This is a genomic window from Mesorhizobium sp. M4B.F.Ca.ET.214.01.1.1, assembly GCF_004791545.1.
Taxonomy (GTDB): Bacteria; Pseudomonadota; Alphaproteobacteria; order Rhizobiales; family Rhizobiaceae; genus Mesorhizobium; species Mesorhizobium abyssinicae.
Genome location: NZ_SRUX01000028.1, coordinates 1 through 24814 on the forward strand (window position 1 = coordinate 1; position 24814 = coordinate 24814).

The 24814-nt window shown below is 63.7% G+C and carries 20 protein-coding genes; 16 read left to right on the forward strand and 4 right to left on the reverse strand.

Annotated features, from left to right (window positions below; translation table 11 throughout):
* Positions 1-303: 303 nt before the first annotated feature.
* From hisS to EN857_RS32335, 5 genes are all read left to right on the forward strand, one after another.
* Positions 304-1842, forward strand: a complete 1539-nt coding sequence (hisS, locus tag EN857_RS32315; RefSeq protein WP_135859626.1) for a histidine--tRNA ligase — start codon at positions 304-306, stop codon at positions 1840-1842.
* A gap of 174 nt (positions 1843-2016) precedes the next feature.
* Positions 2017-3138 carry an ATP phosphoribosyltransferase regulatory subunit gene (locus EN857_RS32320; protein WP_135859627.1) on the forward strand — a complete coding sequence of 374 codons (1122 nt, stop codon included), beginning with the start codon at positions 2017-2019 and terminating at the stop codon, positions 3136-3138.
* Positions 3135-3833 (forward strand): ATP phosphoribosyltransferase, encoded by a 699-nt coding sequence (gene hisG, locus EN857_RS32325; RefSeq protein ID WP_135859628.1) that lies wholly within the window; start codon positions 3135-3137, stop codon positions 3831-3833. Before EN857_RS32320 ends, hisG begins: the two co-directional genes overlap by 4 nt.
* A 207-nt stretch (positions 3834-4040) precedes the next feature.
* Positions 4041-5807, forward strand: coding sequence for an AMP-binding protein (locus tag EN857_RS32330; RefSeq protein ID WP_135859629.1), 1767 nt, complete (start codon positions 4041-4043; stop codon positions 5805-5807).
* A 10-nt stretch (positions 5808-5817) separates the two neighbouring features.
* The gene (locus EN857_RS32335) at positions 5818-6441 is read left to right on the forward strand and encodes a poly-gamma-glutamate hydrolase family protein (RefSeq protein ID WP_135859630.1); all 624 of its coding nucleotides are present in this window, start codon (positions 5818-5820) and stop codon (positions 6439-6441) included.
* Positions 6442-6564: 123 nt separating this feature from the next.
* Here EN857_RS32335 and EN857_RS36245 read toward each other — a convergent pair whose 3' ends face one another.
* Positions 6565-6690 carry a hypothetical protein gene (locus tag EN857_RS36245; RefSeq protein WP_281034316.1) on the reverse strand — a complete coding sequence of 42 codons (126 nt, stop codon included), beginning with the start codon at positions 6688-6690 and terminating at the stop codon, positions 6565-6567.
* Here EN857_RS36245 and EN857_RS32340 point away from each other — a divergent pair.
* Positions 6683-7639, forward strand: coding sequence for a calcium:proton antiporter (locus tag EN857_RS32340; RefSeq protein ID WP_245511368.1), 957 nt, complete (start codon positions 6683-6685; stop codon positions 7637-7639). The genes EN857_RS36245 and EN857_RS32340 overlap by 8 nt on opposite strands.
* 91 nt (positions 7640-7730) lie before the next feature.
* Here EN857_RS32340 and EN857_RS32345 read toward each other — a convergent pair whose 3' ends face one another.
* Positions 7731-8639 carry a hydrogen peroxide-inducible genes activator gene (locus tag EN857_RS32345; protein ID WP_135859632.1) on the reverse strand — a complete coding sequence of 303 codons (909 nt, stop codon included), beginning with the start codon at positions 8637-8639 and terminating at the stop codon, positions 7731-7733.
* 140 nt (positions 8640-8779) lie between these two features.
* Between EN857_RS32345 and katG the strand changes: the two genes are divergently transcribed.
* Positions 8780-10966, forward strand: a complete 2187-nt coding sequence (katG, locus tag EN857_RS32350) for a catalase/peroxidase HPI (RefSeq protein WP_135859633.1) — start codon at positions 8780-8782, stop codon at positions 10964-10966.
* 69 nt (positions 10967-11035) lie between these two features.
* Here katG and EN857_RS32355 read toward each other — a convergent pair whose 3' ends face one another.
* Positions 11036-11713, reverse strand: a complete 678-nt coding sequence (locus EN857_RS32355) for an MIP family channel protein (protein ID WP_127285370.1) — start codon at positions 11711-11713, stop codon at positions 11036-11038.
* A 323-nt stretch (positions 11714-12036) separates the two neighbouring features.
* Here EN857_RS32355 and EN857_RS32360 point away from each other — a divergent pair, with 323 nt between their 5' ends.
* The 5 genes from EN857_RS32360 (at position 12037) to EN857_RS32380 (ending at position 17862) form a co-directional block, all read left to right on the forward strand.
* On the forward strand, positions 12037-13335 hold the full coding sequence (locus tag EN857_RS32360) for an RsmB/NOP family class I SAM-dependent RNA methyltransferase (protein WP_135859634.1): 1299 nt from the start codon (positions 12037-12039) through the stop codon (positions 13333-13335).
* Between the two features lie 98 nt (positions 13336-13433).
* Positions 13434-13892: a PaaI family thioesterase gene (locus tag EN857_RS32365; protein WP_127285378.1), complete on the forward strand. Its 459-nt coding sequence runs from the start codon at positions 13434-13436 to the stop codon at positions 13890-13892.
* A gap of 143 nt (positions 13893-14035) precedes the next feature.
* Entirely contained in the window at positions 14036-14695 is a 660-nt protein-coding gene (locus EN857_RS32370; protein ID WP_135859635.1) for a 5'-methylthioadenosine/S-adenosylhomocysteine nucleosidase, read from the forward strand.
* 55 nt (positions 14696-14750) lie between these two features.
* Positions 14751-16313 carry a glutamine-hydrolyzing GMP synthase gene (guaA, locus tag EN857_RS32375; protein WP_127309486.1) on the forward strand — a complete coding sequence of 521 codons (1563 nt, stop codon included), beginning with the start codon at positions 14751-14753 and terminating at the stop codon, positions 16311-16313.
* 292 nt (positions 16314-16605) lie between these two features.
* A complete protein-coding gene (locus EN857_RS32380; protein ID WP_128346188.1) occupies positions 16606-17862 on the forward strand; it encodes a site-specific integrase in 1257 nt (418 codons plus the stop codon).
* Here the strand turns inward: EN857_RS32380 and EN857_RS32385 are convergent.
* Positions 17816-18112, reverse strand: coding sequence for an AlpA family phage regulatory protein (locus EN857_RS32385; RefSeq protein WP_127399894.1), 297 nt, complete (start codon positions 18110-18112; stop codon positions 17816-17818). The two genes, EN857_RS32380 and EN857_RS32385, sit on opposite strands and share 47 nt — an antisense overlap.
* A gap of 507 nt (positions 18113-18619) precedes the next feature.
* On the opposite strand from EN857_RS32385, the gene EN857_RS32390 reads away from it, so the two are divergent.
* The 4 genes from EN857_RS32390 (at position 18620) to EN857_RS32405 (ending at position 24464) form a co-directional block, all read left to right on the forward strand.
* Positions 18620-19810: a DUF932 domain-containing protein gene (locus EN857_RS32390; protein ID WP_128346187.1), complete on the forward strand. Its 1191-nt coding sequence runs from the start codon at positions 18620-18622 to the stop codon at positions 19808-19810.
* Between the two features lie 166 nt (positions 19811-19976).
* Complete coding sequence (locus tag EN857_RS32395; protein WP_135859636.1) at positions 19977-22073, forward strand: ParB/RepB/Spo0J family partition protein; 2097 nt, start codon at positions 19977-19979, stop codon at positions 22071-22073.
* Positions 22074-22133: 60 nt separating this feature from the next.
* On the forward strand, positions 22134-23183 hold the full coding sequence (locus EN857_RS32400) for a toprim domain-containing protein (RefSeq protein ID WP_135859637.1): 1050 nt from the start codon (positions 22134-22136) through the stop codon (positions 23181-23183).
* Positions 23184-23537: 354 nt separating this feature from the next.
* Positions 23538-24464, forward strand: a complete 927-nt coding sequence (locus tag EN857_RS32405) for a DUF2493 domain-containing protein (protein WP_135859641.1) — start codon at positions 23538-23540, stop codon at positions 24462-24464.
* Positions 24465-24814: the final 350 nt, after the last annotated feature.

Below are 24814 nucleotides of genomic sequence, written 5' to 3' on the forward strand. Positions count from 1 at the left end.
AGGCGTATGACGCTTGTCCGCTGCAGCGCCGCGCCAACCAATCCGCTTGGCGCTGCAGCGGACTCATAGGGGGAGAACTGTTACCTATGTATCCGGTCCATTCTGTTACCCATCTATCGGCTGGACACCGGCAGGCGGATGAGGGGCGGCGCGGCGTTCGCAAACTGTCCGAACTCAAGCCTCGTTGCGGATCGAGCCGCAAACCCTTGCCGCACCAAGCGGCATCGGCTAGGACACGCCCGCCGTGGAAAGCGGTAATCTAACCGGCCCACGCAACGCCACGAAACACCGAGTACCCATCCCATGGCCGACAAATCGGAAAAGACGAAAGCGCGGCTGCCGCGCGGGTTTGCCGACCGCGGCGCCGATGACATCCGTGCCGTCGAGAAGATGATGGCGACCATCCGCGGCGTCTATGAGCTCTACGGCTTCGAGCCGGTCGACCAGCCGATGATCGAATACACCGACGCGCTCGGCAAATTCCTGCCCGACCAGGACCGGCCGAACGAAGGCGTCTTCTCCTTCCAGGATGATGATGACCAGTGGTTGTCGCTGCGCTACGATCTGACCGCGCCGACGGCGCGCTTCGTCGCCGAGAATTTTGACAAGCTGCCGAAACCCTACCGCAGCTACCGCTCGGGCTGGGTGTTCCGCAACGAGAAGCCCGGTCCCGGCCGCTTCCGCCAGTTCATGCAGTTCGACGCCGACACGATCGGCACGCCAACCGTGGCAGCTGATGCTGAGATGGCGATGATGATGGCCGACGTGATGGAGGCGTTGGGTCTCAAAGGCCAGTATGTTGTCCGCGTCAACAACCGCAAGGTTCTGGACGGCGTGCTGGAGGCGATCGGCCTTGGCGGTGATGAGAATGCGGGACGCCGTCTGCAGGTGCTGCGCGCGATCGACAAGCTGGACAAATTCGCTCTTGAAGACATTCAACTGTTGCTTGGGAAAGGTCGCTGGGACGGTGGCAAGGAAGGCGAGGGCGACTTCACCAAGGGAGCGGGTCTTTCTGACAGTCAGATATCGCAGCTGTTGAATATCACCGGTTGGAAGGCCCAGGGATCGGGCAGCCGAGGAGTTGCCAACGGCCTTACCGTCGACAATCTGCGTCGCGGCTTTGAACAAACGCCCCTTGTCCTGCAAGGTTGTGACGAGCTCGATCAGATACAGATGCTCTGCGCAGCCGCGGGCTATGATGAAACCAAGATATTGATCGACCCCTCGGTCGTGCGCGGCCTCGAATACTACACTGGCCCCGTCTTCGAGGCCGAGCTGCTGGCCGAGATCCCCAATGAGGACGGCCAGGTCGTGCGCTTCGGTTCGGTTGGCGGCGGCGGGCGCTATGACGGGCTGGTCTCGCGCTTCCGCGGCGAGCCGGTGCCGGCGACCGGTTTTTCGATCGGCGTCTCGCGGCTGATGACGGCGCTGAAGAACCTCGGCAAGCTCGACACCTCCGATGTCATCGCCCCGGTCGTCGTGCTCGTCATGGACAAGGACACGGAAAGTCTCGGCCGCTACCAGAAGATGGTCGCCGAGCTGCGCGCCGCCGGCATCCGCTCCGAAATGTATCTCGGTGGCGCCGGCATGAAGGCGCAGCTCAAATACGCCGACCGCCGCGGCAGCCCGGTCGCCATCATCCAGGGCGGCGACGAGCGCGCCCGGGGCGAGGTGCAGATCAAGGACCTGATCGAAGGCGCCCGCATGTCGGCCGAAATCACCGACAACGCCGAATGGCGCGCCGCTCGCCCGGCACAGGTGACGGTGGCGGAGAGCGAACTGGTTGGCGAGGTGAAGAAGATCCTGGCGGCTCAGGCCGAGGAGCGGGCACGTGGCAGGTGAGGCGCCGACCTCCCCTTCTCCCCTTGTGGGAGAAGGTGGCCGAGCGAAGCTCGGTCGGATGAGGGGTGTTCCAGGGAACGCCAACGTCTCATTCCTTCCAGCACCCCTCAACCGTCTCGGCGCTGCGCGCCGATCCACCTTCTCCCACAAGGGGAGAAGGGAAGGGGGTGCCGCATGACCTCCCGCTACCCCGCCATCGCCGCCGACATCGCCAAGCTCTTCGCCGCACGCGACACGCACGCCGTCGAGGTCGCTGTGCTGCAGCCGGCCGATCCGTTCCTCGACATGGCCGGCGAAGACCTGCGCCGCCGCATCTTCCTCACCGAGAGCGAGACCGGCAGGACGCTCTGCCTGCGGCCCGAATTCACCATTCCCGTCTGCCTCGACCATATCGCCAGCCAGGCCGGCACGCCGCGCCGCTATTCCTATCTCGGCGAAGTGTTCCGCCAGCGCCGCGAGGGCGGCAATGAATTCTTCCAGGCCGGCATCGAGGATCTCGGCGACCGCGACACGGCGGCTGCCGACGCCCGCTCGCTGGCCGACGCGCACGCGCTGCTGACGCTGGCGCTGCCAGGCCAGGGGCTGGCCGTCACGCTTGGCGACCAGACCGTCTTCGAGGCGGTGCTGGCAGCCCTTGGCTTGCCGCGCGGCTGGCGCATGCGGCTGGCGCGGGCCTTCGGCTCGGCGCCGATGCTGGAGGCGGCATTGGCCGACCTCGCCAACCCGCCGCGCAACAGCCAGCTTTCCGGCCCGGTCGCCACACTGGTGCTCGACGGCGACGTCGAGAGTCTTGCCGCTCACATCGCCGGCGGCATGGAGGAAGCCGGCCTGTCGGCATCGGCCGGCCGCTCGCCTTCCGACATCGCGCGGCGGCTGATCGAGAAGGCCGAGCTGCGCAGCGTCAGGCTGTCCAACGAGGCGTTCTCGGCGCTGAAAGGGTTTCTGGCGATCGACGTGCCGCTTAACAATGCGGCGCAGGCGCTGGAAAGCTTCGCTTCCGGCGCCGGCCTTTCCCTGGGCGCGGCGCTCGACAACTTCGCCGCCCGCGCCAGGGCGATCGAGACGCACGGCCTGCCAATGGCGGATATCCGCTACGATGCCGCTTTCGGCCGTCCGCTCGACTACTACACCGGCCTCGTCTTCGAAATCGCGGCTGATGGCGGCGACCGGCCGCTGGCCGGTGGCGGCCGCTACGATAGGCTGCTGACGCTGCTCGGCGCGAAGACGCCGATCCCCGGCGTCGGCTTCTCGGTCTGGCTCGACCGCATCGAGGCGCTGCGGGAGAAGGCCAGATGATCACGCTCGCGCTGCCATCGAAGGGCCGGCTGAAGGAGCAGGCGCTGGACGTGCTGGCCAAGGCCGGCCTCACCGTCAGCCTGCCCGGCGACGAGCGCAAATACCGCGCCCGCATCGAGGGCATGGAGGCCGTCGAGGTCGCCTTCCTGTCGGCCTCCGAGATCGCCGGCGAGATCGGCCAGGGCTCGGTCGATCTCGGCATCACCGGCGAGGACCTGCTGCGCGAAAACCTGGCCGACTGGGAAGCGCGCGCCGAGATCGTCGCCCGCCTCGGCTTCGGCCATGCCGACGTCGTGGTGGCGGTGCCCGACATCTGGCTCGACGTCGAGACCATGGCTGATCTCGACGATGTCGCCGCCGACTTCCGCCAGCGCCACGGCAGGCGGCTGAGGATCGCCACCAAATACTGGCGGCTGACCCAGCAGTTCTTCTCGCAAAAGCACGGCATCCAGGTCTACCGCATCGTCGAGAGCCTGGGCGCCACCGAGGGCGCGCCGGCGCAAGGGCTGGCCGACGTCATCGTCGACATCACCACCACCGGCTCGACGTTGCGCGCCAACCACCTCAAGGTGCTGGCCGACGGCGTCGTGCTGCGATCGCAGGCGTGCCTTGTGGCGTCGAGGAAGACGCGTGGAGCAGCGGACCAAGCCGTCTTGCGCGACATAGCGGCGAAGATGGCGTCAGTGAACGGATAGCAACCGAGGTCGGCGCCGCCCCTCGGCGACGCGCCCTTACTCCCCGTCACCATACGGGGAGAAATGCCCGCCAAGCAGCGCCAACATATCGAAACATAATCACCGTGACGGGCATTCGAGCCTCAGGCGATTGCCCTCCATACCATCGGCCAGTTCCCACCGCCGCCGTCGACTGATAGGCTCGGCTAATCCCGGGAGGAGACGGCGATGGCGATCAAACTCGACGAGCTCATGAACGCCACCAATCTGCGCGGGCGGAGCGCAAGGGGCACCTTTATTGCCCCGGTCGATGGCAAGGCGCATGTCTCGGGCGACCATTCGGTGCCCTTGCTCGACAAGACCATGCCGGAACTGTTTTCCGACACGGTCAGCAAATACGGCACGCTCGACGCCGCCGTCTTCGTCGGCCAGGACAAGCGCTTCACCTGGAGCGAGCTGTCGGACACGGTCGATGCCCTGGCTGCCGGCTTCCTGGCGCTTGGCCTTGAAAAGGGCGACCGCGTCGGCATCTGGTCGCCCAATCGCTGGGAATGGTTGGTGACGCAATTCGCCACCGCGCGCATCGGCCTGGTCCTGGTCAACATCAATCCGGCCTACCGGCTGACCGAACTGGAATATGCCCTCAACAAGGTCGGCTGCAAGGCGCTGGTCACGGCAGCCAGCTTCAAGACGTCCGACTATCTCGGCATGATCGAGATGCTGGCGCCCGAGATCGCCAAGGCCGAGCCCGGCAAGCTCAAGGCGAAAAAACTGCCGGCGCTGAAGATCGTCATCCGCATGGGCGAAGACAATTCGCCCGGCATGTTCAATTTCGGTGACGTGCTGGCCATGGCCGGGCGCGACGAGCACGACAGCCTCGACCGCATCTCCGAGGGGCTGAAGCCCGGCGAGGCGATCAACATCCAGTTCACGAGCGGCACGACGGGTGCGCCGAAGGGTGCCACGCTCACCCATTTGAACATCGTCAACAACGGCAATTTCGTCACCTCGGCGATCAAGCTCACCGTCGACGACCGGCTCTGCATCCCGGTGCCGCTCTATCACTGCTTCGGCATGTCGATGGGCACGATGGGCTGCGTCACCAAGGGCGCCACCATGGTGTTCCCGGGCGAGGGCTTCGACGCCGGCGCCACGCTGAAGGCGGTGGCGCAGGAGCGCTGCACCGGCCTCTATGGCGTGCCGACCATGTTCGTCGCCATGCTCGACCATGCGGATTTTTCGTCCTTCGACCTCTCCAGCCTGCGCACCGGCATCATGGCCGGCTCGCCATGCCCGATCGAGGTGATGAAGAAGGTTGTGTCGCTGATGCATATGTCGGAAGTGACCATCGCCTACGGCATGACCGAGACCAGCCCGGTCTCCTTCCAGAGCGGCGTCGATGATCCGCTGGAAAAGCGCGTCTCCACCGTCGGCCGCATCCAGCCGCATGTCGAGGTCAAGGCCATCGATGCCGACGGCGCCACGGTCGCGGTCGGTGCGCCGGGCGAACTCTGCACGCGCGGCTATTCGGTGATGAAGGGCTATTGGGACGACGTGGAAAAGACCCGCGAGGCGATCGACGCCGACGGCTGGATGCACACCGGCGACCTCGCCACCATCGACGCCGAGGGCTATTGCAACATTGTCGGCCGGGTCAAGGACATGGTCATCCGTGGCGGCGAGAACGTCTATCCGCGCGAGGTCGAGGAGTTCCTCTACCGCCATCCCAAGGTCAAGGAAGTGCAGGTGTTCGGCATTCCCGATGACAAATATGGCGAGGAGCTGTGCGCCTGGATCGTGCTGAAGCCCGGCCAGATCGCCACCGCGGAGGAGATCAAGGCCTTCTGCGCCGGGCAGATCGCGCACTACAAGGTGCCGCGCTATATCCGCTTCCGCACCGAACTGCCGATGACGGTCACCGGCAAGCCGCAGAAATTCCTGATGCGCGACACGATGATCGAAGAACTGGGTTTGGTGGTGCAGAAGACGGCGTGAAACGGCATTTATGGACAACGAGTTTCCGAATTTCGCGGCACTGAAGGCCGCCAAAACCGAAAACATAGATTATCGCATAGTCGTCCGGCGCGGAGCGCGAACCGGCAGTGCGATCGTCATGGCCCCGCATGGCGGCAAGATCGAGCCCCGCACCTCCCTGATCGCCGAGACAATAGCAGGGCGCGATCTCGACATGTATTGCTTTGAAGGGCTCATGCCGGAAAGCAACCGAGAGCTGCACATAACATCCAGGAACTTTGACGAGGCAACCGCGCTGGAACTGTTGCGGACCAAGTCGACGGTCGTCGCCATCCACGGTCGTCAGGATCGGGACGATCCCTCGACAGTTTACCTCGGCGGCAAGGACGCCGCGTTGGTTTCGGAGATAGCCTGGCGTCTGCAGGGCGCCGACTTCCAGACGCAAAAGGACAACCATCCCTTTCCAGGTATCCAGGATTTGAACATCGTCAACCGAGGCTTGACGGGGAAAGGAGCACAGCTGGAAGTGCCCTTGTCGTTGCGCCGTCGACTGGGGAGTGAGCTGGAACTTCTGGAACGATTTTGTGGGGCGGTTCGCAAGGCCATCGAGACATTCGATGCGCAAAACTGTGCCCAGGCCTCAATCGTGTTTTGAATGGTACGCTTGGCGGGCAAAGATGCCTGTGAGAGGTGCCCCCGCCGCGCTTTTCCGCTAAGTTCGCGGAAACGCGTGGCGTTCGGGGGCTCGGATGACAGGTTTCGGACGATCGGTAACGTCCTACGCGATGCCCTTGGCCGCCCTGGCGATGGCCGTCGCGGTCAGGGCCAGCGGGCTCTCCGTGGACGTAGGGTCGCCGGGCGTCAGGATCCTCGTCGGAGCGCTTTCGAGCGCGATCATGTTCATCACTATTTTCGTGGTGCTCGAGCATGCCGAGGCGGTGGCTCGGCGGGTCGGCGAGCCTTACGGCACGCTGGTGCTGACCTTTGCCGTGACGGCGATCGAGGTGTCGATCATCGTGTCGATGATGCTGCATGGAGAGAACAACCCGACGCTTGCGCGTGAGTCCGTCTTCTCGACGGTGATGATTACCTCCACCGGCGTTGTCGGCACCTGTCTCGTTCTTGGCGGCTGGCGTCATCGCAAGCAGGCGATCGTTCGCCAGGGGACCAGCGCCTATCTGGCGGTTCTGGTCGCGCTGACGGTCATGACGCTTGTTCTGCCGACCTACACGCGGACCACGGATCCCGGCACGTTCTCAGCCGCTCAGCTCGGCTTTGTCAGCGTGCTTTCCGTGCTGCTCTATGCGGCTTTTGTGTTCGCGCAGACCGTCCGCCACCGGGAAGACTTCATCGAAGCACAGGCCCACGAGGTTTCGATCCGAACCGCCCCCCATGAAGGCGTCTACGCCAGCACCCTGCTGCTGTTCGTCGGGCTGATCGGAATTGTCATGCTGGCCGAGCAGGTCGCCGCGAGTGTCGAAGACACGCTCGTTGCCTACGAGGTGACCCAGGCCGACAGCATTGTCGGGGCATTGATCGCGGGGCTGGTCCTGATGCCGGAGGCAATTTCAGCGGTTCGCGCTTCCCTCAACAACGAGCTGCAGCGCGGCCTGAATGTCGCGATGGGCTCTGCCTGCGCCACAATTGGCTTGACGATACCGGCGGTCGCGGCAGCCAGCCTGTTTACCGGACGAGGGTTGACCCTGGGGCTCCCGGCGGCTGACGCGGTCCTTATGGTCCTGGCGCTTTTCGTGTGCAGCATCAGCTTCAGCACCGAAAGAACGACATTCCTGACCGGCATGGTGCATGTCGTGGTGTTTTTCACCTATGTATTCCTGATATTTGTGCCGTGAGAGGCTTTGGTAAGAACCAGCAGGTCGCAGGCCTTTCTGAAGCGCTATGCCATTGTCGAGAAACTGGGATGGCAGCGTAGTCGGCGCACCCTCACGCGGCCAGCACCGCCGCATCCAGCCCGCGAATGATCTTCGCTAGTTCCACGCATTCGTCGTGCCGCGCCTTGTTGCGGCGCCAGGCGAGACAGATCATGCGCTGCGGCATCGGCTCCTGGAACGGCACGATCTTGAGGTCGGGAATGGTGCCGGCGGGCCGCATCGCCATCTCCGGGACCAGCGTCACGCCCAATCCATGCGCCACCATCTGCAAGAGGGTCGTCAGGCTGGTGGCGCCGTAGCTCGCCATCGCCACCGGCCGCACACTGCCGCAGACGGCCAGCGCCTGCTCGCGCAGGCAGTGGCCTTCCTCCAGGAGCATCAGCCTTTCCAGCGCCGGGCTTTCCGGCGGCACCGGCGGCGAGGCGAAGGCCGGATCGCCTGACGGCACCGCAAGGAAGAAACGGTCAGGGAAAAGCTCTTCGCTGACCAGGCCGGTATGGTCGAGCGGCAGGGCGGCGATGAACGCGTCGAGCCGCCCGGCGGCAGTGTCGTCGACCAGCGACGCGGTCACCGCCTCCCGCAGTTCGACCTGCAAGACCGGGAAATGCCGCCTCAGTTCCGGCAACGCATGCGGCAGCAGATAGGGCGCGACTGTCGGGATGATGCCCAGCCGGAAGCGTCCTTCCATTGCGGGGCGGCCGCGCCGCGCCGTCGTCTCGACGTCACGGATATCGGCGAGGATGCGCTCGATGCGTGGCTGCAAGGCCAGCGCCTCGTCGGTCATCCGCACCGTCTTGCCGCCGCGCTCGAACAGACGGCAGCTCAGCCGCTGCTCCATCTCCGCGATCTGGGAAGACAGCGCCGGCTGGCTGACGCCGGCCAGCTTGGCGGCGCGGCCGAAATGCAGCGTCTGCGCCAGCGCGTCGAAATATTGCATCTGCCGCACGGTGAGGCCAATCATAAGAAAATCCTATCGGAAAAAACAGGAAAGGCAATTTGTCTTTATCACTGTGCCGGCCTAGTCTGGAATCGTTCCAGATTGGCGCGGCCGCTGGCCGCCCCTGGTGAAAAATCAAATCTCGGTAAAAATCGGAGAGTAAGATGGACGCGAAAACCGACGACAACAGCGCGGGCAAATGCCCCGTGCCGCATGGATCCGCCGGCAGGACCAATCGTGACTGGTGGCCGAACCAGCTCGACCTCGGCGTTCTTCACCAGCAGTCGAACCTCTCGGACCCGATGGGCGAAGGCTTCGACTACGCCAAGGAATTCAAGAGCCTGGATCTCGATGCGGTGGTCAATGACCTGCACCGGGTGATGACGGATTCGCAGGACTGGTGGCCGGCCGACTTCGGCCATTACGGGCCGCTGTTCATTCGCATGGCCTGGCACAGCGCCGGCACCTATCGCATCGGCGACGGACGCGGCGGCGCCGGCGCCGGGCAGCAGCGTTTCGCGCCGCTGAACAGCTGGCCGGACAACGCCAATCTCGATAAGGCGCGCCGCCTGCTCTGGCCGGTCAAGCAGAAGTATGGCCGCAGGATCTCCTGGGCCGACCTGATGATCCTCGCCGGCAACGTCGCGCTGGAATCGATGGGCTTCAAGACCTTCGGCTTCGCCGGTGGCCGTGCCGACGTCTGGGAGCCCGAGCAGGACGTCAATTGGGGTTCCGAGGCCAAGTGGCTGGGTGACGAGCGTTACTCCGGCGATCGTGAGCTCAGCGGCCATCTTGGCGCCGTGCAGATGGGCCTGATCTACGTCAATCCGGAAGGACCGAACGGCAAGCCGGATCCGCTCGCCGCGGCGCGCGACATCCGTGAGACCTTCCGCCGCATGGCAATGAACGACGAAGAGACCGTGGCGCTGATCGCCGGCGGCCACACCTTCGGCAAGACGCACGGCGCCGGCGATGCGGCGCTGGTGGGCGCCGAGCCGGAAGGCGCCGGCATCGAGGCGCAGGGCCTCGGCTGGTCGAGCAAGCATGCCACCGGCATTGCCGGCGACGCCATCACCTCCGGCCTGGAGGTCACCTGGACCACGACGCCGACCAAGTGGAGCAACAACTTCTTCGACAATTTGTTCAACTACGAATGGGAGCTGACGAAGAGCCCGGCGGGTGCAAACCAGTGGACGCCGAAAGGCGGCGCCGGCGCCGGCACCGTTCCGGACGCGCACAATTCGTCGAAGCGCCATGCCCCGGCCATGCTCACCACCGACCTATCGCTGCGCTTCGACCCTGCGTATGAGAAGATCTCGCGGCGCTTCCACCAGCATCCCGAGCAATTCGCCGATGCCTTCGCCCGCGCCTGGTTCAAGCTGACCCACCGCGACATGGGTCCGGTCGTGCGATATCTCGGCCCGCTCGTGCCGAAGGAAGAGCTGATCTGGCAGGATCCGATCCCGGCGATCGACCACGAACTGGTCGGCGAACAGGATATCGCCGCGCTGAAGGCGAAGATCCTGGCCTCCGGCCTGTCGGTGTCCGAGCTGGTCTCGACCGCCTGGGCCTCGGCCTCGACCTTCCGCGGTTCCGACAAGCGCGGTGGCGCCAACGGCGGCCGCATCCGCCTTGAGCCGCAGAAGGACTGGGAGGTCAACCAGCCGGCCGAACTGGCGAAGGTGCTGGCGAAGCTCGAGGCCGTCCAGGCCGAGTTCAATGCCGGCGGGAAAAAAGTCTCGCTCGCCGATCTGATCGTGCTCGGCGGTGTCGCCGCCCTCGAGAAGGCGGCGAAGGACGGTGGCCATGACGTGAAGGTGCCGTTCACGCCGGGCCGCACCGATGCCTCGCAGGAACAGACCGACATAGTCTCCTTCGCCGCGCTCGAGCCGGTCGCCGATGGTTTCCGCAACTATGCCAGGGGCAAGCAGGTGCTCTCGGTCGAGGCGCTGCTGGTCGACCGGGCGCAGCTTTTGACGCTGACGGCGCCCGAATTGACGGTGCTGGTCGGCGGCCTGCGCGTGCTTGGCGCCAACACCGGCAAGTCGAAGCACGGCGTGTTCACCGACCGGCCGGGCACGCTGACCAACGACTTCTTCGTCAACCTGCTCAGCATGGCGACGATCTGGGACCCGGCCTCGGGCTCAGACGGCGTGTATGAGGCGCGCGACCGCAAGACCAAGGCGGTCAAGTGGACCGGCACCCGCGCCGACCTGATCTTCGGCTCGCACGCGCAGCTGCGCGCGTTGGCCGAGGTCTACGGTTCGGGCGACGCCAAGGAGAAGTTCGTCAAGGATTTCGTCAAGGCGTGGGTGAAGGTGATGAACCTCGACCGCTTCGAGATCGCCTGACGCCAAGCATTCACTGCAAAGAAAAGGCGCGGGGCCAGCCCCGCGCCTTTTTTCTTCAGGTTTCGAAAATCACTCCTTTTCGAAGATGCGCGCCTTGGCGACGACGCCGGCGATGGCGCCGCCGATCAGCGGCGCGACGATGAACAGCCACAGCTGACTGAGCGCGGCACTGCCCGAAAACAGCGCCGGACCGATCGACCGGGCCGGATTGAGCGAGGTGCCGGTGACCGGGATGATGGCGAAGTGCAGCCCGGCCAGCGTCAGGCCGATGACCAGCCCGGCGAAGGTCGTGCTGTGGTTTTGCGCCGTGACGCCGAGGATCACGGTGACGAAGGTGAAGGTACCGATCAGCTCCCACAGGAAGGCCGAGCTGACGCCCCATTTCGCCTCGTCCCAGCCATTGGCGCCGAAGCCGCCGGTGTGGCCGCCGACTTGGCCGGAGACGATGATCCACAGCGCCAGCGAGGCTATGATGGCGCCGATGATCTGCGCGATCCAGTAGGGAACGACATCCTTTGCCGGTAGCCGGCCGGCGAGGAAGGCGCCAAGCGTCACCGCCGGATTGAGATGCGCTCCAGAGATCGGCCCGATCGCATAGGCCGCCGCAATGAGGCCGATGCCGAACGCCAGGCCGATGCCTTCCTGGCCGAGCGGCAGCGCGCCGCCAAAGCCGCCCGTGACCACAGAAGCCGTGCCGATGAACACCAACAGAAAAGTGCCTAGAACTTCCGCAAGATAAGTCTTCATTGCCCTCTCCTCGTATCGATCCGCAAATCCGCTTTTCCTGCGTCGCGAATCACAGCCGAAAGAGTATTCGCAACCTGAAACCTTGGAAAGCAGAGCACTTGCTCCACACGGCATGCTTGTGCCCGCCAGTCGTACGCATTAGAGAGCTTTCATATATTGGATGAATTGTTCCGTTCGCGCTGGCGGATGCCCGGTTTGTCGAGAACTCGCAGCCTTCGCCGGGATTGCTCCGGCCGCCGGCAAATTGAGTTGGTTCAAATCGGGTATGAAAGGCTCTAAGAGCAGGGCGGAATTAATTTGCTCGGAAAACGGAAGACAAGAGAATGCGATTGGGCGGAAGGCTGGCGGCGGCCATCGAAGTGCTGGAGGACATTGGCCGGCGTCATCGGCCGGTGGCCGATGCACTGCGCGACTGGGGCCTGTCGCATCGCTTCGCCGGCGGCGGTGACCGCGCCGCGATCGGCAACATCGTCTACGACGCGCTGCGCCGCAAGCGTTCCGCCGGCTGGCTGCTCGGCGAGGACACGCCGCGCGCCATCGGCTTCGGCGCGCTTCTGCTCGAATGGGGGCAGACGGCGCAGTCGCTGAACGACGCCCTCGAAGGCGACAAGTTCGCTCCGCCGCTGTTGAGCGACACCGAGCTCAAGGCGGTTGCCGACCGCCGGCCGGCCGACGCGCCGGATGCGGTGCGCGCCGATATTCCCGAATGGTGCGTGCCGATGTTCGAGCAGGCTTTCGGCGAGGCCTGGGTCGCGGAAGGATCGGCACTCGCCACCCGCCCGCCGCTCGACCTCAGGGTCAACACGCTGCAGGCCAACCGGGCCAGGGTGCTGGCCGAACTCGACGGGACGGGTGCGGCACCGGCCAGCATTGCCGCGCAAGGCATCCGCATCCCGCCGATCGACGGCGACGGCAGGCATCCGAATGTCCAGGCCGAACCTGCCTTCCAGAAGGGCTGGTTCGAGGTCCAGGACGAGGGCTCGCAGATCGTCGCGGCGCTCGCCGGCGCCGAGGCCGGAATGCAGGTGCTCGACTATTGCGCCGGCGCCGGCGGCAAGACGCTGGCGCTGTCGGCCGAGATGGGCAATACAGGCCAGATCTTCGCCCACGACGCCGAAAAGGCGCGGCTGGCGCCGATCTTCGACCGCATCCGCCGTTCGGAAAACCGCAACATTCAGATCGTCAGCAAGCCGGCCGAGCTGGCCCCGCTGTCAAACCACATGGATATCGTGCTGGTCGACGCGCCCTGCACCGGCAGCGGCACGTGGCGACGCCGCCCCGACGCCAAATGGCGGCTGACGCAAAGGCAGCTCGACCAGCGCCGGGGCGAGCAGAGCGAAATCCTCGACGCGGCCAGGGCCTTCGTCAAACCGGGCGGCCTGCTGGTCTACATCACCTGCTCGGTGTTCGACGCCGAGAACGGCGACCAGGTCGCGGCGTTTCGTGCGCGCCACGGTGATTTCACGCGGGTCGACCACCGCAAGCTCTGGGACAGCCGCTTTCCAGGCCATCCGGCCGCCGCGCGCCTGGGCAGCGACGGTGGTGTCTCGCTGTCGCCGGCGCTGAGCGGCACCGACGGCTTCTATGTCTGTGCGCTGCGCAGGGCGGGATCAGGCCGGTGAGAACGGCCGCGCGGCGGCATTGTTGCACTGCAACATAAGAGATTGCCTGCGCTGCGTGCCTCTGCAATAAGCTTTCCCAGGAAACAAGGGCGATGGCCATGGCAGCAAAGATCGTACCCGCTCCGGACTATGAGGATCGCGTCCGGACTTCTTTCGCCCGGCAACAGGCGATGACGACCATCGGCGCCGAACTGACCCTTGTGACGCCCGGCATCATCGAGATCGAGATGCCCTATTCGGCGGCGCTCACCCAGCAGCATGGCTTCCTACATGCCGGCGTCATCTCGACGGCGCTGGATTCGGCCTGCGGCTATGCGGCCTTCTCGCTGCTGCCGCAGAATTCCAGCGTGCTGACCATCGAGTTCAAGGTCAATCTGCTGGCGCCGGGCAGGGGCGAGCGCTTCCTGTTCCGCGGCTCGGTGACCAAGCCCGGCCGCACCATCGTCGTTGCAGATGGCCAGGCCTATGCCTTTGCCGCCGACGGCGAGGCCAAGCTGATCGCCACCATGACCGGCACGATGATGACGGTCGTCGGACGTGACGGGATCGAAGGGTGAGGAGCGGTCCGCGCAGCGGACGAAAAGCCCCCAAATGGGCTTTTCGAGCGACGAACGCCCGGAGCCATAGCGAAGGCCGGGAGGCGGCGAGGGCACATTGTCCTTTCCCTTCGTAGTGGCAACAAACAGGGGGTAGGGCCGTCATGACCGTCAAAGTGTCACGTCTGTCCGGCAGCGACGTTCTCTTCGTCATGGCCGTGGAGGCCGAATACGGCCCGCACCTCAGGAAACTGTTCACGCCGCTGATGACCGGCGTCGGACCGGTCGAGGCCGGGATCAGGCTGGGCGCCGAGCTTGCCAGGCTGAAACTGGAAAACGCGCTGCCGGATCTCGTCGTCTCGCTGGGCTCGGCCGGCAGCCGAAGGCTGGAGCAGGCGGAGATCTACCAGGCGGTTTCGGTCGCCTATCGCGACATCGACGCCTCGCCCTTGGGCTTCGTGAAGGGCGCCACGCCGTTTCTCGACCTGCCGGTCACCGTGCCGTTGCCGATACGCATTCCGGGCATCAGGGAGGCATCGCTGTCGACCGGCGGCGCGGTCATCTCCGGCGTCGCCTATGACGCGATCGCCGCCGACATGGTCGATATGGAGACATTCGCCTGCCTGCGCGCCTGCCAGCTCTTCGGCGTGCCGCTGATCGGCCTGCGCGGCATTTCCGACGGTGCGGCGGATCTGAGGCATGTCGGCGACTGGACGGAGTATCTCCACGTCATCGACGAGAAGCTGGCCGGCGCCATTGGCCTGCTGGAGCAGGCGATCGCATCCGGAACGATCCGGCTTGGTTCCCGGCAAGGACTGGATTGAGCCAGACGCCCCGCAACCCATTGCGCCGACTCGTTTCTTTCTCTAAACGCTCGCCATGAAAACAGCCAATCGCTCCGACACCGTCCTGATTGTCGACTTCGGCAGCCAGTTCACGCAGCTTATCGCCCGCCGCATCCGCGAGGCCGGCGTCTTTTCCGAGATCGTGCCGTTCCAGTCGGCCGAGGCGGCTTTCAAGCGCATCAACCCGAAAGCGGTGATCCTCTCCGGCGGCCCCGCCTCGACCACCGATATCGGCAGCCCGCGCGCGCCGCAGATCGTCTTCGAGGCCGGCGTGCCGGTGCTCGGCATCTGCTACGGCCAGATGGCGCTCTGCGTGCAGATGGGCGGCGTCGCCGAAAGCTCCAACCATCGCGAATTCGGCCGCGCCTTCGTCGAGATCGAGAAGGAAAGCCCGCTGTTCGAGGGGCTGTGGGCGCCCGGCCAGCGCCACCAGGTGTGGATGAGCCATGGCGACCGCGTCATCTCCTTGCCGGAGGGCTTCGAGGTGTTCGGCAGGTCGGAAGGCTCGCCCTTCGCCATCTTCGGCGATGTCGAGCGCAAGATGTACGGCATCATGTTCCACCCCGAAGTGGTGCACACGCCGGATGGCGCCAGGCTGCTCCGCAATTTCGTCCACAACATCGCCGGCATCGAGGGCGACTGGACGATGCGCGCCTATCGCGAGCATGCCGTCGAGGCGATCCGCAACCAGGTCGGCAAGGGCAAGGTGATCTGCGCGCTGTCGGGCGGCGTCGATTCCTCGGTTGCAGCGCTCCTCATCCACGAGGCGGTCGGCGACCAGCTGACCTGCATCCTCGTCGACCACGGGCTGATGCGCAAGAACGAGGCGGCGAGCGTGGTGGAGATGTTCCGCCAGCACTACAATTTGCCGCTGATCCTGGTCGATGCCTCCGACCGTTTCATCTCGGCGCTGGAAGGCGAGAGCGACCCGGAGAAGAAGCGCAAGACCATCGGCCGGCTGTTCATCGAAGTGTTCGAGGAAGAGGCAAAGAAGCTCGGCGGCGCCGACTTCCTGGCCCAGGGTACGCTCTATCCCGACGTCATCGAAAGCGTCTCCTTCTCCGGCGGCCCGTCGGTGACGATCAAGTCGCACCACAATGTCGGCGGCCTGCCCGAGCGCATGAACATGAAGCTGGTCGAGCCGCTGCGCGAGCTGTTCAAGGACGAGGTGAGGGCGCTGGGCAAGGAGCTTGGCCTGCCCGAAAGCTTCATCGGCCGCCATCCGTTCCCGGGCCCCGGCCTTGCCATACGCTGCCCGGGCGGAATTTCCCGCGACAAGCTGGAGATCCTGCGCGAGGCCGACGCCATCTATCTCGACGAGATCCGCAAGGCCGGTCTCTATGACGCCATCTGGCAGGCCTTCGCCGTGCTCTTGCCGGTGCAGACCGTCGGCGTGATGGGTGACGGCCGCACCTACGAGTTCGTCTGCGCGCTGCGCGCCGTCACCTCGGTCGACGGCATGACGGCCGACTTCTACCACTACGACATGAACTTCCTCGCCGCCGCCGCCACCCGCATCATCAACGAGGTGCGGGGCATCAACCGCGTCGTCTACGACGTGACGTCGAAGCCGCCCGGCACAATCGAGTGGGAATGATTCAGGTCTATCCGAACGTCGCCGAAATTGCGCCAGAAATCGATCTAACTAACTGAAATTAAAAATAATTTTGGCCAGCAGCTTTCGCTGCCTATCGGCGTGCATTGTTCGGCCTTGCCGGACTGGCTGCCGGACCTCCGACATATTGCCACGATGAATTTTCGACAGTACCGTCACGTCATAGAGGTCTGATGACGGTACTTTTTTCAGGCTAAGGCTATGAAAATTAAGAAGAAGTTCCGCCAAAAGCCCTCAAAAAACCCGTGACGGTACTTTTGGAAAGGCAGTCGGGATGCTGACGGACGCCGCAATCAAGGCATTGAAAATAAAGCAGAAAATGTACAAGGTGGCGGATCGTGACGGGATGTATGTCCGCGTCATGCCTAGCGGCACGATCTCGTTTCGTCTGGACTACAGGCTCAATGGCCGGAGGGAGACCGTCTACCTCGGCAAGTACGGGCGCGATGGGATCTCCCTGCTCCAAGCGCGCGAGAAATGCCTCGATGCGCGTCGAGCTATCAGAGAAGGCCGCTCTCCTGCCATCGAAAAGCAACGAGACAAACGGCGACTGAAAGAAGCCAAGAGCTTTGGCCAATTCGGAGAGAAGTGGCTGACTTTGGCGCCGATGGCGGACAGCACTCGATCGATGCGCCGGTCAATTTACGAACGCGAACTCCTGCCGGTTTGGCGCAATAGGCTGCTGACCGAAATCACACCGGACGATCTTCGCGCCCAATGTGCCAAGATCGTCGAGCGTGGAGCGCCGGCAACGGCGATCCACGTCCGTGATATCCTCAAGCAAATTTACGGCTTCGCCATTCTCCATGGCGAGAAGGTGTCCAATCCGGCCGACGACGTAGGGCCGGCATCGATTGCTCACTTTGTCCCGAGAGATCGCTCGCTCTCCCCAACTGAAATCCGCGTCATGCTCAAGATACTGGAGAACGTCGCAACACTGCCCACCATTCGCCTTGGCCTTCGCCTCATCCTGTTCACGATGGTTCGAAAAAGCGAACTTCAGGACGCAACCTGGGACGAGGTTGACTTCGAGCATGCGGTCTGGACCATTCCAAAGGAACGGATGAAGCGATCGAAGGCCCACAACGTCTATCTATCACGCCAGGCGCTCGACATCTTTGTTGCGCTCAAGACCTGCTCGGGGAACTCTCGTTTCGTGCTGCCATCCCGCTACGACGCGGACGCGCCAATGGCGCGCGCAACCTTCAATCGTGTGACCTATGCGGTGGCCGAACTGGCGAAGAAGGAAGGCCTGCCGCTTGAGCCATTCACCGTGCACGATCTCCGGCGCACGGGCTCTACACTTTTGAACGAACTAGGGTTCAACAGCGACTGGATCGAAAAATGCCTGGCTCACGAGGACGGTCGCTCCTCCCGCGGCGTCTACAACAAGGCGGAATACGAAGTTCAGCGCCGCCACATGATGCAAGAATGGTCCGATGCAGTGGAAGCCTGGGTCGAGGGAAGGAAGCGGCCCGTCGTCCTTATGCCCCCGATGATGACGGTCTTTGAGCCCGATCCAGCGCTTTGACAGGAGCGGTCTTTCTCAAACGCACATCTGGAGGGCTGGCTCGGGGAATTGGTGCTGCCCTGCGCGCATGGAGCCAGGCTTCAACCTCGGCCAAATCCCACACGACGCAACGGGGGGTAAGAGCGAAACGTCGCGGAAATTGCCCGCGCTGCTCCATTTCATAGATTGTGCTGTCAGCCAGAGGGACGATTTCACGTAGCTCCTTACGGCGGATCGTCCGCTTTATTGTAGCCTCCCTGGGATCAGTCATGGCGGCCTACCTTTCCTCGTGTCGCAGAACGATTGCTGCCGATAGCTGGCGAGGATGGAAAGGGCGAAAGTCGATAAGCGTATGTTGGGCGGTGTTTTCGCATATATCGGTCAGTCAGGGTCGCCATGACCCGGACCGAAGAAACGGTTATTCGACCTGACGCGCCTCGACGGATCGCATGCCGCTCCGAGGTCAAGCTTACCGAGGAAGCATCATATAGCGCCCTTCGCCGGGGGCTGTCGGTCCCGCATCCCGCCTTACGGCGGCGCTATGCTGATGCTCCTACGGCCGCCCTGTTGAACCGGTCTCAGGGCCACGAACCTGCTCCAGCACCGAACTGACTTACTCCCTCCGACGGGCTTTTCGGTGCTTCCGCCTTGTACGCCCTTTTTTGTGTTTGTCGGGAGAGCGGGGGCTCTCCCGACAAAGAGTCAGAGAAGGGCCGGGTTTTCGGCGACGGGTTGAGGCGGAAGGAGAGGCCTTCGGCGCCCGTCATGGAGACGACCCATGACACAAGTTCTGAACGCCACCCGTGATCTTTCCGGCGGCTTCAAGGTGGATTTGAGCCGCGGCGAGCGGATTGGTCGCGTGTCCTCGGAATGGTTTTCGCGGCCGGCCGACGAGCGCTACTTGTCCTTATCGGAGCTATTCGAGGCGGTGCAGACGCGGACCGAGCGCAGCCGGACGAGAACCGTGGAAAGCGCGGCTATTCGTGTAGAGGCAAGCCGCAACGATGCCGAGCGCCTGACGCTGGTGCTGCCGGGCTCCGATATTCCAATCGCCCCAACTCATTGGAGTTTTGGCCAACTGGCGAGTCTTGTTGGCGCGCCGGCGGCCTATTTGCGCCAACTTCCAGCGCCGCTCGCCGGCATCAATCTACAATATGGCCTGACGTCTCACCGCTCCGAACAGGTGAAGACACTGGAAATCGAGGATGGTCGTGTTAAGTTGCGTGCGGTCACCGGCCCGGACTACGGCCGCATCTTCGATCGCGAACTGGTCGCCGCCGTGCAGCGCATCGCCGGCAACGGCACAGGTGACACCCGGTGGAAGGTGCCGGGCGTCCTTGACTGGTCGACCAGCATTTATAATCCGCGAGCCGACATCACTAAGGACACCACGACGCTCTACGCCTCTGACCGCGACGTGTTCCTTTTCCTGGTCGACGATCTCAATCCGATCGAGGCTGGCCGGCTACGGGACGGCTCAGCCGATCTTTATTTCCGTGGCTTTTACTGTTGGAATTCGGAGGTCGGCGCCAAGACGCTCGGCATCGCAAGCTTCTATCTTCGCGCCGTTTGCCAGAATCGCAATCTCTGGGGTGTTGAGGACTTCGAGGAGATTACCATTCGTCATTCGAAATACGCAGCTTCACGTTTTGCGCGTGAGGCCGCGCCGGCGCTTGCACGCTTTGCCAATTCGTCGCCCATGCCCTTCATCAACGGCATCAAGGCGGCGCGCGAGCGGATCGTTGCCCGTACCGATGACGATCGCGGCGACTTCCTGCGCAAGCGTGGCTTCTCAAAGGCGGAGGCGACCAGGATCATTGAGACAGTGCTGACCGAGGAAGGTCGCAAGCCTGAAAGTGTTTTCGACTTCGTGCAGGGCATCACGGCGGTGGCTCGCGACAAGACCCATCAGGATGCCCGGCTTGATCTGGAGGCGCGGGCGAAGAAGCTGTTCGACAAGGCGGTCTGACATTCTGGAAGCCAGGAGATGCACCGGTCTCCAGTTCTGTCCGCTTCGCGTCTTCTTTTTCTCGTGCTGCGGCGTCGTCCTCAAGAGTAAGAGGGCGGCGCTGCGCTTTGTGACGGGTTGGAGGTCGAGAGAGTGGCTTTCGGCTGCCCGTCGCGGAGTAACATCGATGGCTGCTATTGCCAAAAAGATAACCCTGTCGTCTTCGCGCGACATCCCTTTCAACATGCTTGTGCTCAGTCAGGCAAATGTCAGGCGCGTGAAAGCCGGCGTCTCGGTTGAGGAACTGGCCGAGGACGTTGCCCGCCGCGGCCTGTTGCAGGGGCTCAGCGTCCGGCCAGTCAGGGATGAAGCCGGCGTGGAAACCGGCATGTTCGAGATTCCGGCAGGTGGCCGCCGTTATCGGGCGTTGGACCTTCTGGTGAGGCAAAAGCGCCTCAGCAAAACCGCGCCGGTTCCCTGCATCGTGCGAGAGGAGGGTATTGCCGAGGAAGACTCGCTGGCGGAAAATGTCCAGCGCGCGCCCCTTCATCCGCTCGACCAGTTCCGGGCCTTCCTTGCCCTTCGCGAGAAGGGGCAGTCAGAGGAGGATATCGCTGCCGCGTTCTTCGTCTCGACCGGTGTGGTCAAGCAACGCCTGAAGCTGGCTTCGGTGTCACCGGCACTGCTTGAGATTTATGCCGAAGATGGTCTGACGCTCGACCAACTCATGGCGTTCACTGTATCCGGCGATCATGAACGCCAGCAGCAGGTATTCGAACGCCTGAAGCCCTCCTATGACAAGCAGCCCTATGCCATTCGGCGCATGCTGACGGAGGGCTCGGTGCGTGCGTCAGACAAGCGGGTGCAGTTCATCGGCATCGACGCCTATGTCGAGGCCGGAGGCATAGTCATGCGCGACCTGTTCCAGGGCGACGACGGTGGCTGGCTGCAGGACGTCGTCCTGGTAGACCGGCTGGTCGCGGATGAGTTGGAACGACGCGCGGAGGCGGTTCGCGCAGAAGGCTGGAAGTGGATCGAAATCGCGCCCGACTTCGCCTACGGCCACGCCTTCGGTCTCCGCCAACTGCGCGGAGAACCGTCGCCTCTTAGCGCCGAGGAGGAGTCGACGCGTAAGGCCTTGCAGCTCGAGTTCGACCGTCTGTCGGAGGAATATGACAGCGTCGAGGACCTCCCGGACGAAATCGATCAGCGTCTCGCTGAATTGGAGACTGGACTTCAGTCCTTCGAAAACCGGCCACTCACCTTCGACCCGCTCGAGGTTGCCCGCGCCGGTGGCTTCATCAGCATCGCGCCAGACGGGTGTCTCCGCGTCGAGCGCGGCTTCGTCCGTCCCGAGGACGAGTTGCCCATCGGAACGCAGCAAAGCGAAGAGGGGGAGGAATCCCTGACAGCTTCTGCCGTCCGAGACGGGGAAAGCGTTTCGGCCGATCGTGAGCCGCTGGCCGAGCCCGAGGAGGCCGATGGCATCTCGCCGATTTCTGACCGGCTCATGACGGAACTGACGGCACATCGAACCCTTGGCCTGCGCGAGGCGCTCGGTGGAAATCCAGACGTCGCCTTCCTCGCCGCCTTGCACGCGTTCACGCTGAAGATCTTCTACCAATATGGATCAGATAGCTGCCTGGAGTTGGACTTGAAGAGCGTCGGTTTCGGCGCTCAAGCCTCAGGATTGAACGACAGCACCTGCGCACAGGCGATCCGTGTGCGACACGACCTGTGGGCTAACGCGCTGCCGAAGGAAGCTGCCGACCTTTGGGATGCCCTTCGCGACTGGGATCGCGATCGCCAGGCTGCGCTTTTCGCACATGCCGTCAGCATGTCGGTTAACGCCGTGCATGAAACATGGAACAGGCGCCCGCGCGCTCTCGCCCATGCCGACCGGCTGGCACAGGCCATCACCCTCGACATGACGGCGGCCGGCTGGCGGCCGTCTGTCGACAACTTCTTCGGACGTGTCACAAAGGCGCGCATTCTCCAGGCACTCACTGAAGCGAAGGGGCAGGAAGCCGCTGACCGAATAGCGCACCTCAAGAAGGGCGACATGGCGAGCGAGGCGGAGAAGCTGATCGGCAGCAGCGGTTGGCTACCTGAGCCCCTGCGCACCCCGGGAAACGGGAATACAGAAACGAATGAGACAGGATCGCCGCAAACGGTGGTCGAAGCGACGGCAGGGAACGACGGCGAATTGTCCGTGGCCGACACCGAGAGCTTCGCTGAAAATGACGAAGCCGCGAATGAGCCTCACACGATCGCTGCTGAATGATCAGCCGCAAGTCTTCATCTGGCCCGCCGGAGACGGCGGGCTTTTTTCTGGCGCCGGACCGTGTCTAGAAGCCCGAACGACCTCGCGCGCCGTCTCAGCCGGCAGGCGGAGGCGGTATGTCGGAACTATCTTTCAAACGGCCGGCGCCATGGCAACTATTGGTTGGTAGGCGACGCCCGAAACACGCCTGGGCGATCGATGTATGTAAGGCTGAACGACACTCCCAAAGGTCCCGCCGGCAAATGGACTGATGCTGCTACCGGCGAGCACGGTGACCTGCTGGACGTGATCCGCGAGAGCTGCGGCCTGATCGACTTTATCGATATCAGCGCGGAAGCCTGCAACTTTTTGAGCTTGCCGCGCTCCGAACAGCAGCCGACGGTATCGAAGCAGACCAGGGCGCTGGCACCTTCCGGTTCTGCAGGAGCAGCGCGGCGGTTGGTCTCCATGTCGCGGTCGATACCAGGAACGCTTGTGGAGACCTATCTTCGTGGACGCGCGATCACAGCCTTGCACGAGACCGGGAGCCTTCGGTTTCATCCGCGCTGCTATTACCGTCCGGAACGCGGCCCGACCGAAACATGGCCGGCAATGATCGCAACCGTCACCGACCTCAAAGGCAAACTCACCGGCGCCCACCGCACCTGGCTCGATCCGGGCGGATTTAGCGAGGCTCACCTTGGCCGCGCTCCGATTGAGACGCCGAGACGCGCCATGGGCCAACTGCTCGGACACGCCGTCCGCTTCGGCTGCTGTTGCGATGTCATGGCTGCCGGCGAAGGCATCGAGACCATGTTATCGCAACGCACTGTCCTGCCCGCCATGCCGGCACTCGCGGCACTGTCGGCGGCGCATCTGTCCGCAATCCTGTTTCCTGAAACATTGCGGCGGCTCTATATCGCCCGTGACAATGATCCAGCCGGTGACGGAGCAGTGGCAACTCTCATTGAACGCACCAATGCGGTCGGTATCGAGGCGATGGTCCTGGTACCGCAGCTCGGCGACTTCAATGAGGACCTGCGTCTTCTCGGTGCCGACGCCTTGAGGGCGATGCTGCGGGTCCAACTCGCGCCGCAGGATGTCGAACGCTTCATGACGTCCGCGGCCTGACTGGAAAGGGAAGGGGAGGGGCGTGCCGGCGTCTTCGTGGCTCGGGTGCGCAAGGGACCTCCGTTGAGGAGAGAGCCGGCCCAAGGCCTTCAAGAGGGCGATAGGGCGCCGGCCGATCCGGACAGGCAATGGCTGCGCCCGGCTATTTTCCGGCGGCCCTTGCCAACCCACGCGACAGGTCACGGGGAGCCCCTCTTCGGGCCTTTCCATCGCCAGACAAAATATCCGGTCTTCGCCATCCTCCACCTCCGTTCCGGCCCTGCGCTGACGCTTCGGGTGCAAGTCCGGGTCGTCCATCGCCTTCGTCGCCATGAAGGCCGCGATGGGCGCGGCGATCCCACGAAGGCAGGCCCCATGAGCACCGAGCACGATGCCGACTTCCAGCCTCACCCCTCATCACCAACAGATCATGTCCTTCAGGAACTTCAGCTTTACGGTTTCCGTCCCTTTGACGACGAACCCGACCCGCGCCCGCTTCCCGAAGGCAAGGTGGTCGCAGCCAGCATCGCCGATATCTTCGACGCTCTCGTGGTGGCAATGGCCGACACACGCCTTGAACCCGATCTTGAGGAACTCCTGTGGGGAACGGTCAATCTGTTCCATCGCGCGACCAGGCGGATCGAGCGGGAGCTCGATGAAAACGAGCTTAGCCAGCTGCGGCTGCAGCGCGAACAGGACGGATCCGAGGTCAAGTCGGTCGAGCTCGAGCGCCTCATCGCGCAAGGTCAGACCCTGCTCGAACGCCGCAGCGCTTTCGAATTGATGCGCGACCAGGCCGCCGAGCACTACGAGCGTAACACCCACTCGATCTGGCGCCCGCGTTCCGGTTCTGTCGTCAACCATCGCCACCTGACCGCGGCAATGATCGACAGCAGGGACTTCGTTGCCGCGAGAAAGCATGCGGACAGCCAGGTGCTGTTGCCACCCGGACCGAAAGTCGCTTTCACCGGCGGGCTCGATTTCAACGATCACAGGCTGATCTGGGCCAAGCTCGACCAGGTCCATGGCAAGCATCCTGACATGGTTCTTCTGCACGGCGGATCACCGAAGGGTGCGGAGTTGATCGCCGCCAAATGGGCTCGCAGCCGCAAGGTGCCACAGATCGCCTTCAAGCCGGACTGGACCAGGCATGCCAAGGCCGCGCCGTTTAAACGCAACGATGCCATGCTCGACACATTGCCGATAGGCGTCATTCACTTCCCCGGCTCTGGCATTCAGGACAACCTCGCCGACAAGGCCCGCAAGCTTGGCATTCCGGTGATGAAGTTCGGGCCCGCGTGAAGGGGCTACCAGTCCACTCGCCTCAAGTCATTCGCTCTGATTTCCGTCGCTCCCCGCGCGTTCATCGAATGACCGCTCAAGCCGCTCTGGCGTCGATCAAGGCAAGGCAGCAAACCACCAGGTTCACATCTGTCTCGTCCTGGAAGCAGAGACAGGGGACCGATCTCCGCGTTTGTCGGCGCAATTCCTTGGTCCGGTCCGAGGACCTGATGCCATCAACCCGTAAAGGGTCGGACTACGCAAATCGTGCCGCCATTGCGGCTTCGCCTCCACGGTGATTGCGGCCCTCGGCCGGACACATCGGGCGCCTGTCACGCGGGGATCGATCCCCGCTTCCAAGCAGGAGAGCC